General features: G+C 70.4%; 17 protein-coding genes and 1 pseudogene. 4 read left to right on the forward strand and 14 right to left on the reverse strand.

Annotation, left to right across the window (positions count from 1 at the left end):
* Nucleotides 1–58: 58 nt before the first annotated feature.
* The 5 genes from carA to pyrR all read right to left on the reverse strand — a co-directional run bounded on the left by carA (nt 59) and on the right by pyrR (nt 4,697).
* Complete coding sequence (gene carA, locus AU195_RS06695; RefSeq protein WP_059158288.1) at nt 59–1,183, reverse strand: glutamine-hydrolyzing carbamoyl-phosphate synthase small subunit; 1,125 nt, start codon at nt 1,181–1,183, stop codon at nt 59–61.
* The gene (locus tag AU195_RS06700; protein WP_059158289.1) at nt 1,180–1,713 is read right to left on the reverse strand and encodes a PH-like domain-containing protein; all 534 of its coding nucleotides are present in this window, start codon (nt 1,711–1,713) and stop codon (nt 1,180–1,182) included. The genes carA and AU195_RS06700 overlap by 4 nt, the downstream gene beginning before the upstream one ends.
* A complete protein-coding gene (locus tag AU195_RS06705; RefSeq protein ID WP_059158290.1) occupies nt 1,710–3,107 on the reverse strand; it encodes a dihydroorotase in 1,398 nt (465 codons plus the stop codon). Before AU195_RS06705 ends, AU195_RS06700 begins: the two co-directional genes overlap by 4 nt.
* Nucleotides 3,104–4,057, reverse strand: a complete 954-nt coding sequence (locus AU195_RS06710) for an aspartate carbamoyltransferase catalytic subunit (protein ID WP_059158291.1) — start codon at nt 4,055–4,057, stop codon at nt 3,104–3,106. Before AU195_RS06710 ends, AU195_RS06705 begins: the two co-directional genes overlap by 4 nt.
* A 64-nt stretch (nt 4,058–4,121) precedes the next feature.
* Complete coding sequence (gene pyrR / locus AU195_RS06715) at nt 4,122–4,697, reverse strand: bifunctional pyr operon transcriptional regulator/uracil phosphoribosyltransferase PyrR (protein ID WP_059158292.1); 576 nt, start codon at nt 4,695–4,697, stop codon at nt 4,122–4,124.
* A gap of 112 nt (nt 4,698–4,809) precedes the next feature.
* On the opposite strand from pyrR, the gene AU195_RS06720 reads away from it, so the two are divergent.
* From AU195_RS06720 to AU195_RS06730, 3 genes are all read left to right on the forward strand, one after another.
* Entirely contained in the window at nt 4,810–6,015 is a 1,206-nt protein-coding gene (locus tag AU195_RS06720) for a serine hydrolase domain-containing protein (protein WP_059158293.1), read from the forward strand.
* 35 nt (nt 6,016–6,050) lie between these two features.
* Nucleotides 6,051–7,286, forward strand: a complete 1,236-nt coding sequence (locus AU195_RS06725; protein WP_059158294.1) for an FAD-dependent monooxygenase — start codon at nt 6,051–6,053, stop codon at nt 7,284–7,286.
* 132 nt (nt 7,287–7,418) lie between these two features.
* Nucleotides 7,419–7,727 carry a hypothetical protein gene (locus AU195_RS06730; protein WP_059158295.1) on the forward strand — a complete coding sequence of 103 codons (309 nt, stop codon included), beginning with the start codon at nt 7,419–7,421 and terminating at the stop codon, nt 7,725–7,727.
* Between the two features lie 70 nt (nt 7,728–7,797).
* Here the strand turns inward: AU195_RS06730 and nusB are convergent, their stop codons facing one another.
* From nusB to AU195_RS06745, 3 genes are read right to left on the reverse strand one after another with little or no spacing between them, the layout of a single operon-like run.
* On the reverse strand, nt 7,798–8,286 hold the full coding sequence (nusB, locus tag AU195_RS06735; protein WP_059158296.1) for a transcription antitermination factor NusB: 489 nt from the start codon (nt 8,284–8,286) through the stop codon (nt 7,798–7,800).
* A 2-nt stretch (nt 8,287–8,288) separates the two neighbouring features.
* The gene (efp, locus tag AU195_RS06740; RefSeq protein WP_059158297.1) at nt 8,289–8,852 is read right to left on the reverse strand and encodes an elongation factor P; all 564 of its coding nucleotides are present in this window, start codon (nt 8,850–8,852) and stop codon (nt 8,289–8,291) included.
* A 14-nt stretch (nt 8,853–8,866) separates the two neighbouring features.
* Nucleotides 8,867–9,979: an aminopeptidase P family protein gene (locus AU195_RS06745; protein ID WP_059158298.1), complete on the reverse strand. Its 1,113-nt coding sequence runs from the start codon at nt 9,977–9,979 to the stop codon at nt 8,867–8,869.
* 33 nt (nt 9,980–10,012) lie between these two features.
* On the opposite strand from AU195_RS06745, the gene AU195_RS06750 reads away from it, so the two are divergent.
* Nucleotides 10,013–10,600 carry a B-4DMT family transporter gene (locus AU195_RS06750; protein WP_059158299.1) on the forward strand — a complete coding sequence of 196 codons (588 nt, stop codon included), beginning with the start codon at nt 10,013–10,015 and terminating at the stop codon, nt 10,598–10,600.
* Here the strand turns inward: AU195_RS06750 and aroQ are convergent.
* The 6 genes and pseudogenes from aroQ to AU195_RS06780 form a co-directional block, all read right to left on the reverse strand.
* The gene (gene aroQ / locus AU195_RS06755; RefSeq protein ID WP_059158300.1) at nt 10,597–11,034 is read right to left on the reverse strand and encodes a type II 3-dehydroquinate dehydratase; all 438 of its coding nucleotides are present in this window, start codon (nt 11,032–11,034) and stop codon (nt 10,597–10,599) included. The two genes, AU195_RS06750 and aroQ, sit on opposite strands and share 4 nt — an antisense overlap.
* The gene (gene aroB / locus AU195_RS06760) at nt 11,031–12,113 is read right to left on the reverse strand and encodes a 3-dehydroquinate synthase (protein WP_059158301.1); all 1,083 of its coding nucleotides are present in this window, start codon (nt 12,111–12,113) and stop codon (nt 11,031–11,033) included. The genes aroQ and aroB overlap by 4 nt, the downstream gene beginning before the upstream one ends.
* 194 nt (nt 12,114–12,307) lie before the next feature.
* Nucleotides 12,308–12,808, reverse strand: a pseudogene (locus AU195_RS06765) (shikimate kinase); the annotation flags it as partial.
* Nucleotides 12,808–14,022: a chorismate synthase gene (aroC, locus tag AU195_RS06770; protein ID WP_059158346.1), complete on the reverse strand. Its 1,215-nt coding sequence runs from the start codon at nt 14,020–14,022 to the stop codon at nt 12,808–12,810. The gene aroC and the pseudogene AU195_RS06765, both read right to left, overlap by 1 nt.
* A gap of 182 nt (nt 14,023–14,204) precedes the next feature.
* Entirely contained in the window at nt 14,205–14,630 is a 426-nt protein-coding gene (locus AU195_RS06775; protein ID WP_059158303.1) for a prepilin peptidase, read from the reverse strand.
* A 9-nt stretch (nt 14,631–14,639) separates the two neighbouring features.
* Nucleotides 14,640–15,446, reverse strand: a complete 807-nt coding sequence (locus tag AU195_RS06780; RefSeq protein WP_059158304.1) for a shikimate dehydrogenase — start codon at nt 15,444–15,446, stop codon at nt 14,640–14,642.
* Nucleotides 15,447–15,448: the final 2 nt, after the last annotated feature.

Raw genomic sequence — 15,448 nt, forward strand, 5'->3', positions numbered from 1 at the left:
GCGTGCGTGTCTGCACACGACATGCCGCCAAAATTCCTGCAGTTGCGCACGCTCGCGCTCACTTCTCCCCCGCCATCTGGTCGACGAACTGGTCGAACAGGTAGTTCGCATCGTGCGGGCCGGCCGCGGCCTCGGGGTGGTACTGCACCGAGAAGGCCCGTCCGCTCACGAGTTTGACGCCCTCCACGACCCCGTCGTTCGCGCAGGTGTGACTGACGACCGCCTCGCCGAACGGGGTGTCGAACCGCTCACCCGCTTCGCCCTCGAGGGCGAAGCCGTGATTCTGCGCGGTGATCGCGACGCGACCGGTGGCGTGGTCCATCACCGGCACGTTGATGCCGCGGTGTCCGAACACCATCTTGTAGGTGTCACGGCCGAGCGCCCGGCCGAGGATCTGGTTGCCGAAGCAGATGCCGAACAGCGGGATCCCGGCGCCCAGCACCTCCCTGGTCACCTCGACGACGTGGTCGGCCGCGGCCGGGTCGCCCGGCCCATTGGACAGGAACACCCCGTCGGGCTCGAGGTCGGCGATCTGCTCGAACGTCGCCCCGACCGGCAGCACGTGGCTGCGGATGCCGCGGCGCGCGAAGTTGCGCGGGGTGTTGGTCTTGATGCCGAGGTCGATGGCCGCGACGGTGAAGCGATGTGCGCCTTCGGGTTCCACGATGTAGACCTCGTCGGTGCTGACCTTCTCCGCCAGGCTGGCGCCGAGCATCCCCGGTTGGCTACGGACCCGCTCGAGCAGTTCGGAGACGGGCGCCGCGGCCTCATCGCCACTGAAGATGCCCGCCTTCATCGCGCCGCGGGTGCGCAGGTGCCGCACCAGGGCGCGGGTGTCGATGCCGGCGACGCCGACGATGCCCTGGCGGACCAGTTCGTCGTCGAGGGTGCCGGTGGCGCGCCAATTCGAGGCGCGCGGCGACGGGTCGCGGACGGCGTAGCCGGCGACCCAGATCTTGTCGTCGCGGCTCTCGGCGTCCTCATGGTTCCAGCCCGTGTTGCCGATCTGCGGTGCGGTCGCGACCACGATCTGGCCGTAGTAGCTCGGGTCGGTGAGGGTCTCCTGGTATCCCGACATCCCGGTCGAGAACACCGCCTCACCGAGCGTCTGCCCGACGGCGCCGTAGGGCACCCCGGTGAAGACCCGCCCGTCCTCCAGGACGAGAACGGCTTTGTTGGTCACGCTATTTCCTCCAGCCAGCGGTCGTACTTGGTGCGGTCGTCGCCGCGGAATCCGGTGTCGATCTCGATACCCGACGGCAGCCGCCATCTGATGGCGAGGATTCCCTCGTGGGACGGCGCCTTGCCCGCGGCGCTCCTGCCCCCGGGAACCACCTTGCCCACCATGCCGCGTTCGGTGCGGATCGCGGTCACCGATTCGGCGGGAATCCAGATCGGGCGGGCGCCGCTGCGCTGCACCATGATCCCCTCGGGATAGCGGGTCAGCACCGCCTTCGTGCGGTAGCCGAGATCACCGACGACGACGCGTTCGTGCCAGTTCGGCGCCAGCGTGCTGCCGACGTAGATCCCCTTCATCGCCGGGATGACGGCCTGACCCACGATATCGGGCAGCGTCGGCAGCGTGCCGATCAGCTCGACCTGCCGTTCGGCCCGTCTGCGCCACCCGCGCATCATCGCCCGGATCAGCAGCCCGATCGCCACGACGACGACGGCCGCCATGACGAGCGACGTGACGAGCGTCCCGGTGTTCACAGCGCCGATCCCCCGGTCGGCCCCCTACGCTCCGCGTGGGAGGTACCCCCGTCGCTTGTGCCCGCCGGCGCCGGGCTCTTGCCGTCGCGGGCGGTCACCTTGCCGCGCAACAGGGTCAGCGTCACCGCGGCCGGCAAGGTCATCTCCTCGAAGGGGGTGTTGTCCGACCGGCTGGCCAGCGCGGAACCGTTGACGGTCCAGGTGGCGTCGGGGTCGACGACGGTGAGGTTGGCCGGTTCCCCGACCTCCAGCGGACGGCCCTGATCGGGGAGCCCGACGATGCGGGCCGGGGCCTCGCTCATGACCCGCGCCACGTCGCGCCAGGTCAGCAGGCCGGGTTCGACCATGGTCCGCACCACCACGGACAGCGAGGTCTGCAGGCCCAGCATCCCGGGCCGGGCGGCGGCGAACTCGCACATCTTCTCGTGCTCGGCGTGGGGGGCGTGATCGGTGGCCACGCAGTCGATCACCCCGTCGGCCAGCGCCCGGCGCAGCGCCTCGGCGTCGCCGGCCTCACGCAGCGGCGGGTTGACGCGGTTGCGGCCGTCGTAGGTCGCCAGGCGGCTGTCGTCGAGCAGCAGGTGGTGCGGGGTGACCTCCGCGGTGATCGCGATGCCCTGGTCCTTGGCCCACCGCAGCAGTTCGACCGTGCCCGCGGTCGACGCGTGGCAGATGTGCACGCGGGCACCGGCGTCGCGCGCCAGCAGTGCGTCCCGGATGACGATCGACTCCTCGGCGGCGCGGGGCCAGCCGGCCAGGCCGAGCCGGGCGGCGTTGGGCCCCTCGTGCGCGACGGCGCCGACGGTGAGCCGGGGTTCCTCGGCGTGCTGGGCGATCAGCACGCCCAGCCCGGACGCGTACTCGAGGGCCCGGCGCATGATCAACGGATCGTCGACGCAGACCCCGTCGTCGGAGAACATCCGCACCTGGCCGACACCGGCGGCCATCATGCCCATCTCGGTGAGTTGGCGGCCCTCGAGTCCCATCGTGACCGCGCCGACCGGATGCACGTCCACCAGCCCGACCTGCTGCCCGCGGTGCCACACGTGGTCGGTGACCACCGGGCTGTCGGCCACCGGTGTGGTGTTGGCCATCGCGAAGACGGCGGTGTAGCCGCCGAGCGCCGCTGCCGCCGAACCGGTCTCGATGTCCTCGGCGTATTCACGGCCGGGCTCGCGCAGATGGGTGTGCAGGTCGACGAACCCGGGCAGCAGTATCTGGCCGTGCGCGTCGACGGCGTCGCCGTCCTCGGGTACGCGCAGCCCCGCCCCGATCTCGGCGATCTGACCGTTCTCGACGAGCACGTCGACGGGATCACCCTCGCCGTAGCGACGCACCCCGCGGATCAGCACCGGCGGGCAGGAGCGGAGCGACCCGGGGATGGATGAAGTCATGCGCTGATCGCCTCCTGTTCCGCACCGACGAGCAGATGGAAGAGCACCGCCATGCGGACGTGCACACCATTGGAAACCTGTTGCAGCACAGCCGATTGCGAGGAGTCCGCGACCGACGAGGAGATCTCCATGCCGCGCAGCATCGGCCCGGGGTGCAGCACCGCCGCGGCATCCGACAGCAGCGCCTGACGCTTCTCCGACAGGCCGTAGCGGACCGAGTATTCGCGGGCGGACGGGAAGAATCCGCCGTTCATCCGCTCGGCCTGCACCCGCAGCATGAGTACGGCGTCGGCGGCGGGCAGTTCGGCGTCCAACTCGTGGGACACCGTCACCGGCCACTGGTGCACACCGACCGGGAGCAGCGTCGGCGGCGCCACCAGCACCACCTCCGCCCCGAGGGTGTGCAGCAGCAGGACGTTGGAGCGGGCGACGCGGCTGTGGAGGACGTCGCCGACGATCACCACCCGCCTGCCCTCGATGCCGCCGAGACGCTGGCGCAGGGTCAGCGCGTCGAGCAGCGCCTGGGTCGGGTGTTCGTGCGTGCCGTCGCCGGCGTTGATCACCGACGGACCATGGCCGCCTTCTTCGGCGGTCCACTCCGCGAGCTGCTGGGCGGCCCCCGACGCCGGGTGCCGGATGATCAGTGCATCCGCCCCGGCAGCGCGCAGGGTGAGAGCGGTGTCACGCAACGACTCGCCCTTGGCCACAGAGGAACCCGATGCGCTGACGTTGATCACGTCGGCGCTCATCCACTTGCCCGCGACCTCGAACGACACCCGGGTGCGGGTGGAGTTCTCGTAGAACATCGTGATCACGGTGCGCCCGCGCAGTGTCGGCAGCTTCTTGACCTCTCGGCCCAGCAGCGCCTGGCTGAACCGGTCGGCGTCGTCGAGGATCGCGGTGGCCTCGTCGCGGGTCAGGTCCGCAGCGGTCAGCAGGTGTCTCGTCATTCCTCGGCCTCTCTGCTCTGCGCGCACGCGCTCATCGCCGGCCCTCTGCTCTTCGCGCAAGCGCTCATCGCCGCGGCCCACCGTGCGGTGCGATCCAGATGCCCTCGACCTCGTCGGTCTCGGCCAGGCGCACCTTGACGTTCTCGCTGCGCGAGGTCGGCACGTTCTTGCCGACGTAGTCGGCGCGCAGCGGCAGTTCGCGGTGGCCGCGGTCGACGAGCACCGCGAGCTGCACGGCGTTCGGGCGGCCGATGTCGCGCAGCGCGTCCAGTGCGGCGCGCACCGAACGCCCGGTGTAGAGCACGTCGTCGACAAGGATCACCAGGGCGTTGTCGATGCCGCCCGCGGGGATCGAGGTGTCCTCCAGCGGCCGCGGCGGCTTGGTGTCCAGGTCGTCGCGGTAGAGCGTGATGTCGAGACCGCCGTGCGGGACGGTCACCTCAGAGAAGGTCTTGATCCTCTCGGCCAGCCGGGCCGCCAGGGTGACCCCGCGGGTCGGGATGCCGAGCAGCACCACCCGCGGTGCGTCGGGGCCGTCGAGGGCGGTCTTCTCGATGATCTGGTGGGCGATACGGGAAACGGTGCGAGCCACGTCCGCCGCGGTCATCAATTCCCGGTCGGGGTTGTCAGGACTGCCCACGCGCGATCCGGACCTCCTTCTCCGCCTCGCCGGACGGATCGTTAAAGGATGTCAAACTGCGCAAAGCCTACCAGTCGAGCGGCTGCGCCCCGGCAGTGGTTAGCCTGGCTCGGTGAACCTCGACGGCAACCAGGCATCCATCCGTGAGGCCATCGACGCCGGGCTGCTGTCCGGCGCCGTCACCCTCGTGTGGCAGGCGGGCCGGGTGGTGCAGGTGAACGAACTCGGCCACCGCGACATCGGCGCGCACCTGCCGATGCGGCGCGACACGATCTTCCGCATCGCGTCCATGACGAAGCCGGTGACGGTGGCGGCGGCCATGAGCCTGCTCGAGCAGGGCCGGTTCGCGCTGAGCGATCCGGTCACCAGATGGCTGCCGGAGCTGGCCGACATGCAGGTGCTCGACACGCCGGGCGGCCCGCTGGACCGCACCCATCCCGCCCGCAGGGCGATCACCGTCGACGACCTGATGACGCACCGCAGCGGGCTGGCCTACTTCTTCTCCGTCGCGGGGCCACTGGCGCGCGCCTACGGGCGGATCTCGGCCAAACAGAACCCCGACGCGTGGCTGGCGGAGATCGGCGCGCTGCCGCTCGAGCACCAGCCGGGTGACCGGTTGACCTACAGCAACGCCACCGACGTGCTGGGCATCCTGCTCGAGCGCATCGAGGGAAAACCGCTGCAGGAGGTGCTCACCGACCGCATCCTCGGGCCGCTCGGCATGGCCGACACCGCGTTCTACGTGGCGCCGCACAACCGAGGGCGGGTCGCGACGATGTACAAGCTCACCAGCGACGACACGCTGAGCCACGACGCGATGGGTCCGCCGCCCACGACCCCGCCGCCGTTCTGCATGGGCGGGGCGAACCTGTTCTCCACCGCCGACGACTATTTGCGCTTCGCCCGGATGCTGCTCGCCGGCGGCGAGGTGGACGGCGTGCGGGTCCTCTCGGAGGAGTCCGTGCGGTCGATGCGCACCGACCGGTTGACCCCCGACCAGAAGAAGCACCCGTTCCTCGGGATGCCGTTCTGGCTCGGACGGGGTTTCGGGCTGAACCTGTCGGTCGTCACCGACCCCGCCAAGTCGCGTCAGCTGTTCGGGCCCGGCGGCCCGGGCACGTTCAGCTGGCCCGGCGCCTACGGCACGTGGTGGCAGGCCGACCCGAGCGCCGACCTGATCCTGGTCTACCTCATCCAGAACCTGCCGAACTTCGGCGCCGACGCCGCGGCCGCGGTCGCGGGCAACACGTCGCTGATGAAACTGCAGTCGGTGCAACCGAAGTTCGTGCGACGCACCTATTCCGCGCTCGGCATTTGACGGCCCGACGGCGCCGGCGCGGTTAGCCTGTCGCCATGTCTGCGCCGACCGTCATCGTCAGCGGCGCCGGGATCGCCGGCCCCGCACTGGCATTCTGGTTGACCCGCAACGGGTATCGCGTGGTGGTGGCGGAGACCGCCGGCGGGGTGCGGCCCGGCGGGCAGACCGTCGACCTGCGTGGCGCCGGCGCCGATGTGGTGGCGCGGATGGGGCTGCTCGACCAGATGGAGCGGCGTGCGCTGTTCCAGCGCGGTATCGCGTGGCTGCGGTCCGACGGCAGCCGACGCGCCGAGATGCCGGTGACCGCCTTCGACGGCAACGGTCCGGTGTCCAAGCTGGAGATCCTGCGCGGCGACCTCGTCGACGTCCTGTACGGGGCCACCAAGGACGTGTGCGACTACCGGTTCGGCACGCGAATCGACACCCTGACCGAACACGAGGCGGGGGCCGACGTCACGTTCACCGACGGCAGCGAGATGCGGGCCGACCTCGTCGTCGGCGCCGACGGACCGCATTCGGCGGTGCGCCGCATGGTGTTCGGGCCCGAGGACCGGTTCGTCACGCCACTCGGTGGTTACAACGCGTGGTTCTCCGCGCCGGACACCGTCGGCCTGGACGGCTGGTACCTGATGTATCAGGCCCCCGGCGGGCTGAACGCGTCGATGCGTCCGTCGCACGATCCGTCGACCGTCAAGGCCGGCCTGTCGTTCCGGTCCGACCCGATCACCTACGACCGGCACGACCTCGACAGCCAGCGGCGCATCCTGCGTGACCGGTTCACCGGCGCAGGCTGGCAGTGCGACGCCCTGGTCGACGCCGCCGAGCGGGCCGAGGATTTCTACTTCGACTCGTTGACCCAGGTGAAGATGCCGTCGTGGTCGTCGCAGCGGGTCACCCTCGTCGGCGACGCCGGGTACTGCGCGTCCCCCCTGTCCGGGATGGGCACCAGCCTCGCCCTCGTCGGCGCGTACGTGCTGGCCGGCGAATTGGGTACGGCGGGAACCGGTCTGACCGTCGACCGGCTGCGCGCGGTGTTCCGCAGGTACCAGACGGTGATGCGTCCGTACGTGACCCGGTGCCAGAAGCTGAACAACACCCTCGACCGGTACGCCCCGATGACGGAGAAGGAGATCTCCGACAACGCCACCGCGATGAAGTGGATGCAGCGCTGGCCGCTGCGCCCGGTCGCCTCGCGCCTGTGGTTCCGCACGGCGGACGCGATCACGCTACCGGACTATCCCGAGCAACTTCACTTCCTGAGCGAGAGGTAACGGCGCGCGCTGCGCGGACGCTTATCCCATATGGACTGAGCACCCGCGCCCAACCACTCGAGAGGTAGAGAATTGGTTGCTTACCGTGTCGGCATCACGCTTATAGCTCTACTGCTTCTATCGGTGACCGTAATGGCGAATTACTCGTCGCTTCCACCGTTGCCGTTCGGCATCGGGCGGCCTGACGCCGGGGACCTCGCCAGGGAACTGAAGTTCTCGCTACAAGAGGATTACCGTTCCGACGCAGACACTTCCGACGTGCGGGTGCTCGGCGTCCACCTGACATGGAAAGAGGGTCGCCAGTACGAGGGCTTCGCCTCGGTGCAACGGCAGGGCAAGGAAAGCGAGAACGTGAATGTCTACGTCCTCACCGACGGCGAAGGCGTAGGGGTGTACCGCTCGAGCCCGATGATGCCGGATTTGTCGACCATGGGCTTCTGACGGAGCATCCCCGTGCGGGCCGTTGATATCTGATATCGCCGGCGATGTCACTTCTCAGAAGCGACCTGACTCAGCCCTCCGACGGCCCCTGCGCGGATTCACGGACCGCCTGCGACGCTGCGCGGATCTGAGGCGTCACGAGCATTACCTGGCCGAGCACGCCGTTGACGAATCCGGGTGAGTCGTCGGTGGACAGCTGCTTGGCCAGCTCGACCGCCTCGTCGACCGCGACCGGTTCGGGGACGTCCTCGGCGTGCAGCAGTTCCCACACCGCCACGCGCAGGATGGCGCGGTCCACCGCGGGCAGTCGGTCGAGCGTCCAGCCCTGCAGATGCGCCGAGATCAGGTCGTCGATGTGCGGGCGGTGGTCGGTCACCCCGCGTGCGACGGTGACGGTGTACGGGTTCAGCGCCGTCACATCGGGCTGCGTACCGGCCAGCTTGTTGCGCGAAGTCGCGACCTCGGCGGCGGTCAGTCCGCGCGCCTCCGCCTCGAACAGCAGGTCGACGGCGCGTTTACGGGCCTGATGGCGGCCCCGATCCGGTTTGCGGTCGGACATGACTAGGAGTTGACGCGACCCAGGTAGCTGCCGTCGCGGGAATCGACCTTCAGCTTGTCCCCGGTGTTGATGAACAGCGGGACCTGGATCTCGGCGCCGGTCTCCAGCGTCGCCGGCTTGGTGCCCGCGCTCGAGCGGTCGCCCTGCAGACCGGGTTCGGTGTGGGTGACCTCGAGTTCGACGGTCACCGGCAGTTCCAGGTACAGCGGGGTGCCGTCGTGGAAGGCGATCTGCACCGGCATGCTCTCCAGCAGGAAGCCGGCGAGCCGGCCGACCAGCGCCTCCGGCAGCGGGTGCTGTTCGTAGTCCTCGGAGTCCATGAACACGAAGTCGGACCCGTCGCGGTACAGGTAGGTCGCATCGCGCCGATCGACGGTCGCGGTCTCCACCTTCACCCCGGCGTTGTAGGTCTTGTCGACGACCTTGCCCGATACGACGTTCTTGAGCTTGGTACGCACGAACGCCGGACCCTTGCCGGGTTTGACGTGCTGGAACTCGGTGATCTGCCACAGTTGGCCGTCGATCTGCAGGACGAGCCCATTCTTGAAGTCGGCGGTCGATGCCACGTTGGGTGAATCTCCTAATCGATGATGGCCAGTTCCTTGGGGAACCGGGTGAGCAAGTCCGGGGTGTCTGTTCCTGCGCTTCTCTCGAAGCCGACGACCAGCGTGTCCTCGATGCGGACGCCGCCCCGGTCGGGCAGATAGACACCGGGCTCCACGGTCACCACAGAGCCAGCAAGCAGTGTACCGGCGGCCGCGGAATTGATTCCCGGCGCTTCGTGGATCTGCAGTCCCACGCCGTGCCCGAGGCCGTGGCCGAAGTGTTCGGCGTACCCGGCGTCGGCGATGACCTGCCGCGATGCCGCGTCGACCTCGGACAGCGTGACGCCGGGCTTGAGCGCCTCGGTGCCGGCCCGCTGCGCGGTGGCGACCAGGTCGTAGATGTCGCGCTGCCAGTCGTCGATCTTGCCGGCGCGGCCCAGCACGAACGTCCGGGTCATGTCCGAGTGGTAGCCGCTGACCAGCGCGCCGAAGTCGATCTTGACGAAGTCGCCGGCTGCCAGCACCGCGTCGGTGGGCCGGTGGTGCGGGATCGCCGAGTTGGGTCCGGTCGCCACGATGGTCTCGAAGGAGGGGCCGTCGGCGCCGTGGTCGAGCATCAGGGCCTCGAGATCGCGGCGCACCTGCTTCTCGGTCCGGCCCGGACGGAGGCCACCCGCCGCGATGAGATCCTCGAGCGCGGCGTCCGCGGCCTCGCAGGCCAGCCGCAGCAGCGCGACCTCACCGGCGTCCTTCACTTCGCGCAGGGCCTCGACCATGCCGGGGGCGCGGACGAATTCGACGTCACCGGCGGCCTTCTGCAGGCCGCGGTGGCCGTCGACGGTGACCACATGGCTTTCGAAGCCGACGCGGCGCAGACCGTCGGCGGCGGCCCGGCCGGCGAGATGGGGGGCGCATGCCCGCTCGATCACGACCTCGGCGGTGGGTGACTGTTTGGCGGCCTGCGTGCGGTACCGGCCGTCGGTGGCCAGGATCGGGGTGGTGTGGGACACGCTGATGAGCAGCGCGGCGTTCGAACCGGTGAATCCCGACAGGTATCGGACGTTGACCAGGTCTGTGACCAGCATCGCATCGAGTTCGGCGGCTTCCAGACGCTCGCGCAGTCGGTCTCTACGCTGGGAAAGAGTCACAGCCGCTGACGGTACTCGCTACGCTGTTGCGCCATGAGCAAGTGGTTACTGCGCGGACTGGTGTTCGCGGCCCTGATGGTGATCGTCCGATTGCTGCAGGGAGCGATGATCAACGCGTGGGAAACCAGGGCGGCGACGATCAGCATCGTCCTCGTCTCGTTGTACGCCCTCGCCGCCTTCCTGTGGGGATTCGTCGACGGCCGGCAGGACGCGCGCCGCAACCCCGACCCCGACCGCCGTGGGGATCTGGCCATGACGTGGCTGCTGACCGGCCTGTTCGCCGGAATCGTCAGCGGGTTCGTCGCATGGCTGATCGGCGTGTTCTACAAGAACCTCTACGTCGAGGCACTGCTGAACGAGCTCACCACGTTCGCGGCGTTCACCGCGCTGCTGACGTTCGTCCTCGCGATCATCGGGGTGGCACTGGGCCGCTGGCTCGTCGACCGCAAGGCGCCCGATGAGCCGCGCCGCCGCGAGGGTGAGGACGACGACCGCGCCGACACCGACGTGTTCGCCGCGGTCCGCCCGGGCGGGCAGGACGATTCGAACCACCAGACCACCCCGGTCGCGTCGCAGGGCGGCGGGACCGAACGGTCGACGCCGCCCGAGAACCGGCTCTAGCCGCCCGCGAGGTAGCGCAGCGCCAGCAGGTAGCCCTGCACGCCGAGGCCGACGATCACCCCGGTGGCGACCCCGCTCAGATACGAGTGGTGCCGAAACTCCTCGCGGCGGTGCACATTCGAGATGTGCACCTCGATCAGCGGTGCGCTCAGTTCGGCGCACGCGTCGCGCAGCGCGATCGAGGTGTGGGTCAGCGCCCCGGCGTTGAGCACGACCGGTTCGCCCGCGTCGGCGGCCGCGTGGATCCAGCCGATCAGTTCGGCCTCGCTGTCGCTCTGCCGCACCGATACCTTCAGCCCGAGACCTGCCGCCTCCTGCTCGATCATCGACACCAGATCGGCGTGGGTGGTGCTGCCGTAGACGGCCGGTTCGCGGCGTCCCAACCGGCCCAGGTTCGGCCCGTTGATCACGTTGACCGTGGCGCTGGCGCTCACCGCGTCCCTCCCACCACCGAGTAGGCCGCGGCGAGCAGTGACGGGTCGGGCCCTTCGAGCCGGCCGGGTTTGGCCAACCCGTCGAGCACCACGAACCGCAGCACCCCGGAGCGGGTCTTCTTATCGCCCGCCATGTACTCCACCAGTTGCGGCAGCGCGTCGGGGTCGTAGGTGACCGGGAGCCCCAGCGTTTCGAGGACCGATCGGTGCCGGTCGGCGGTCTCGTCGTCGAGACGTCCTGCGAGACGGCCGAGTTCGGCGGCGAACACCAGGCCGACCGACACCGCCGCGCCGTGGCGCCACTGGTAGCGCTCGCGGCGTTCGATCGCGTGGGCCAGGGTGTGGCCGTAGTTGAGGATCTCGCGCAGCGCCGACTCCTTCTCGTCGGCGGCGACCACTTCCGCCTTGACCGCGACCGCGCGCCGGATCAGCTCCGGCAGAACGTCTTTCGACGGGTCGAGGGCGGCGTCCGGATCGGCTTCGATGAGGTCGAGGATGTGCGGGTCGGCGATGAACCCGGCTTTGACGATCTCGGCCATGCCGGCGACGATCTCGTTGCGGGGCAACGTCTCCAGGGTCGCGAGGTCGATCAGCACGGCAGCGGGCTGGTGGAAGGCGCCGACGAGGTTCTTCCCCGCATCGGTGTTGATGCCGGTCTTGCCGCCGACCGCGGCGTCGACCATGCCGAGCAGTGTGGTCGGGACGTGGACGATGTCGACACCCCGCAACCACGTCGCCGCGGCGAATCCGGCGACGTCGGTGGCCGCTCCCCCGCCCAGGCTGACGATCGCATCCCTGCGCCCCACCCCGATCCGGCCGAGCACCTCCCAGATGAACCCCACCACCGGCAGGTCCTTACCGGCTTCGGCATCCGGGATCTCGATGCGGTGTGCGTCGATTCCCTTGTCCGCCAGATGACTCCGCACCGCTTCCGCGGTCACCGACAGCGTCGGCTGATGCAGGATCGCGACCTTGTGCCTGGCCTCGAGCAGCCGGCCGAGCTCCCCGAGCAGCCCGGTGCCGATGATCACCGGGTAGGGCGGGTCGACCAGGACGTCGACGGTGACCGGCTCGCTCACGTGTTCTTCTCCAAGGTTGTCTCGCTGTCGGGTTTCGGCGTCCGCGGCACCCGGCGGGCGGCCATCATCGCCGGTGTCGGTGGCCCGTCGGACTCCTGCTGGTCCTTCGCCGCGTCCCTGCGCCACGGTGGGCGACGACGCCGCCGCGGCCGGTTCGGCGCGGCGCTCGCGGGTGTGGCGTCGGCAGTGGACTTCTCGAGGCGGGCGACGATGTGGCGGACCACCGCCCCGGGGTTGCGGCGGTTGGTGTTCACCCGCATGGTGGCCACTCGCCGGTACAGCGGGACGCGGGCGTCCATCAGGGCCTTGTACTTCTCGGCGCGGTCGGGCCCGGCCAGCAGCGGGCGCACGGTGCTGCCGCCGGTGCGACGCACCCCTTCGGCGGCGCTGATCTCGAGGTAGATCACGGTGTGTCCGGCCAGGGCGTCGCGCACACCGGGGGTGGTGACGGCCCCGCCGCCGAGCGAGAGCACCCCGTCGTGGGTCTGCAGCGCCGAGCGGATGACCTCTTCCTCGATGCGCCGGAACTCCTGTTCACCGTCGGTGGCGAAGATGTCGGCGATCGTGCGTCCGGTGGTCTCCTCGATGGCGGCGTCGGTGTCGAGCAGCGTCAGCCCCATCGCCTTGGCGAGGCGACGGCCGATGGTCGACTTACCCGAACCGGGCAGGCCGACCAGAACCGCCCGCGGCGCCATCAGCCCGACGCCTGCGCCCGCTGCGCGGTGGCCGGTTCGCGGGCGGCGACGGCCCGCAGGTACGACTCCACGTTGGTCCTGGTCTCGGTCAGCGAGTCGCCCCCGAACTTGCGCAGGGCCGCCCGCGCCACCACGAGCGCCACCATGGTCTCGACGACGACGCCGGCCGCGGGCACCGCGCACACATCCGAGCGCTGGTGGATCGCGACCGCCTCGTCACCGGTGGTCATGTCGACGGTCGCCAGTGCGCGCGGAACCGTGGAGATGGGTTTCATGGCCGCGCGAACTCGCAGCGGCTGACCGTTGGTCATCCCGCCTTCGAGCCCGCCGGCCCGGTTGGTCGACCGCATGACTCCGCCGGGGCCGGGGTAGATCTCGTCGTGCGCGACACTGCCCCGCCGCCGTGCGGTCTCGAAACCGTCGCCGATCTCGACACCCTTGATGGCCTGGATGCCCATCACCGCGGCGGCCAGTTGGCTGTCGAGGCGGTCCTCGCCGCTGGTGAACGACCCGAGGCCGACCGGTAACCCGGACACCACGACCTCGACGACGCCACCGAGCGTGTCGCCGTCGCGTTTGGCCGCTTCGATCTCGGCGATCATCGACTTCTCGGCCGCCTCGTCGAAGGCCCGTACGGGGCTGTCGTCGATCGCGGCCAGATCGGCCGGTTCCGGCGGCGGGCCGTCGTAGGGGGTGGACGCACCGATGGAGATGACGTGCGAGACCACCTCGACGCCGAGCGCCTGGCGCAGAAACGCCCGTGCGACGGTCCCCGCGGCGACGCGCGCGGCGGTCTCGCGGGCACTGGCCCGCTCCAGCACCGGTCGGGCGTCGTCGAATCCGTACTTGAGCATGCCGGCGTAGTCGGCGTGGCCGGGCCGCGGCCGGGTCAGCGGTGCGTTGCGGGCGATCTCGGCGAGTTCCGCGGGGTCGACGGGGTCGGCGGCCATCACCGTCTCCCACTTCGGCCACTCCGTGTTGCCGATCTGGATCGCGATCGGACCGCCGAGGGTGACGCCGTGCCGCACCCCGCCGAGCATCGTGATCTCGTCCTGCTCGAACTTCATGCGGGCGCCGCGGCCGTAGCCGAGCCGCCTGCGCCTGAGCTGATCGCCGATGTCCTCGGTCGTCAGCGAGACGCCCGCGACCATGCCCTCGAGCACGGCCACGAGCGCGCGGCCATGGGATTCACCGGCAGTGGTCCAACGCAACACGCGTCCCATCTTCCCATGGCGCGCCGGTCGCGACTAAATCCGGCGACCCACGCGATGACCTCCGGGTTCGCGGGCACTGGACGCGAGGATGTGGCCGCGGCCGCTCACGATGCGGTCGAGAGCGGGTGACCGGCAAGGCGCTCGTCCGGGTCAGCGACTGACGGCCGTGCGGTCGGCGCGTGTCAGACCAGCACCAGGACGACCGCGGCGGCGCTCGACGCACACATCGACGGGCCGTGCGCGACGGTCGTCTCCCGGCGCGCGAGCGACATCAGCGCCCACGCCGCGGTCAGCAGCGGCGCACCGAGGGCGGCCAGCAACCAGACGTCGGCCCCGAACGCGCCGGTGAGCCCGCCGAGACCGGCGGCGAGTTTGACGTCGCCGGCGCCCATCGCCGCGGGCGCGGCCAGGTGGATGACTCCGTAAAGGGTGAACAGCGCCGCGGCGCCGAGCGCGGCGGGCGCGCCTCGGCCTGCCAGTGCCGCGCCGAGCAGGATCACCGCGGCGCCGGGCAGCGTGAGCCAGTTCGGCAGTCGGCGCGACCGGACGTCGTAGACGCTCAGCGTGACGAGCCAGCCGGCCACGCCGGTCAACGCGAGTGCCTCCACCCGTCGAGGCTAAGCGCCCTGCAGGGCCGCCCTCATCGCCTCTTTCGGAGCCGGCAGGCCGGTGAACTGTTCGACCTGCGCGAAGGCCTGGTGCAACAGCATCTGCAGGCCGCTGACCACCCGGCCGCCCGCCGCCTGCACGGCCGCCGCCAGCGGTGTCGGCCACGGATCGTAGATCGCGTCGAGCAGCACCGGCGTGCCGGCCAGCGTCCCCGCGTACCGCGCGGCCACGTCGGCGGGGACGGTGCTGACGACCGCGCCGGCAGCGGCCGCGAGCCCAACCAATGCCGCGTCGTCGAGGCCGCACCAGTGCGCGCGGACGCCGAGACGGTCCGCCAGGGCGACCAGCGGCGCCGCCTTGTCCGGGTTTCGGGCGGCGATCGTGAGGGGGGCGGCGCCGAGTTCGGCCAGCGCCACCACGGCGGCCGGCGCGGTCCCGCCGGAGCCGACGACGATCGCCGGGCCGTCGACCGCCCCGAGCGCCCCGGTCACACCGTCGACGTCGGTGTTGTCGGCCCGCCAGCCGTTCGGTGTGCGGACCAGCGTGTTGGCCGACCCGACCAGCTGCGCGCGGTCGGTGCGCTCGTCGGCGAAGCGCAGCGCGGCGAATTTGCCCGGCATCGTCACCGAGACCCCGACCCATTCCGGGCCGAATCCGCCGACCAGCCCGGGCAGCTGCTCGGCGGTGCACTCGATGCGCTCGTAGGTCCAGCCGGTCAGGCCCAGCGCGCGGTAGGCCGCCAGGTGCAACTGTGGTGACCGCGAGTGGGCGATCGGTGAGCCGAGGACGGCCGCCTTGCGGGCCTTACCGTGCACGG

This window comes from Mycobacterium sp. IS-1496 (assembly GCF_001499995.1).
In the GTDB taxonomy this organism is placed as follows: Bacteria; Actinomycetota; Actinomycetes; order Mycobacteriales; family Mycobacteriaceae; genus Mycobacterium.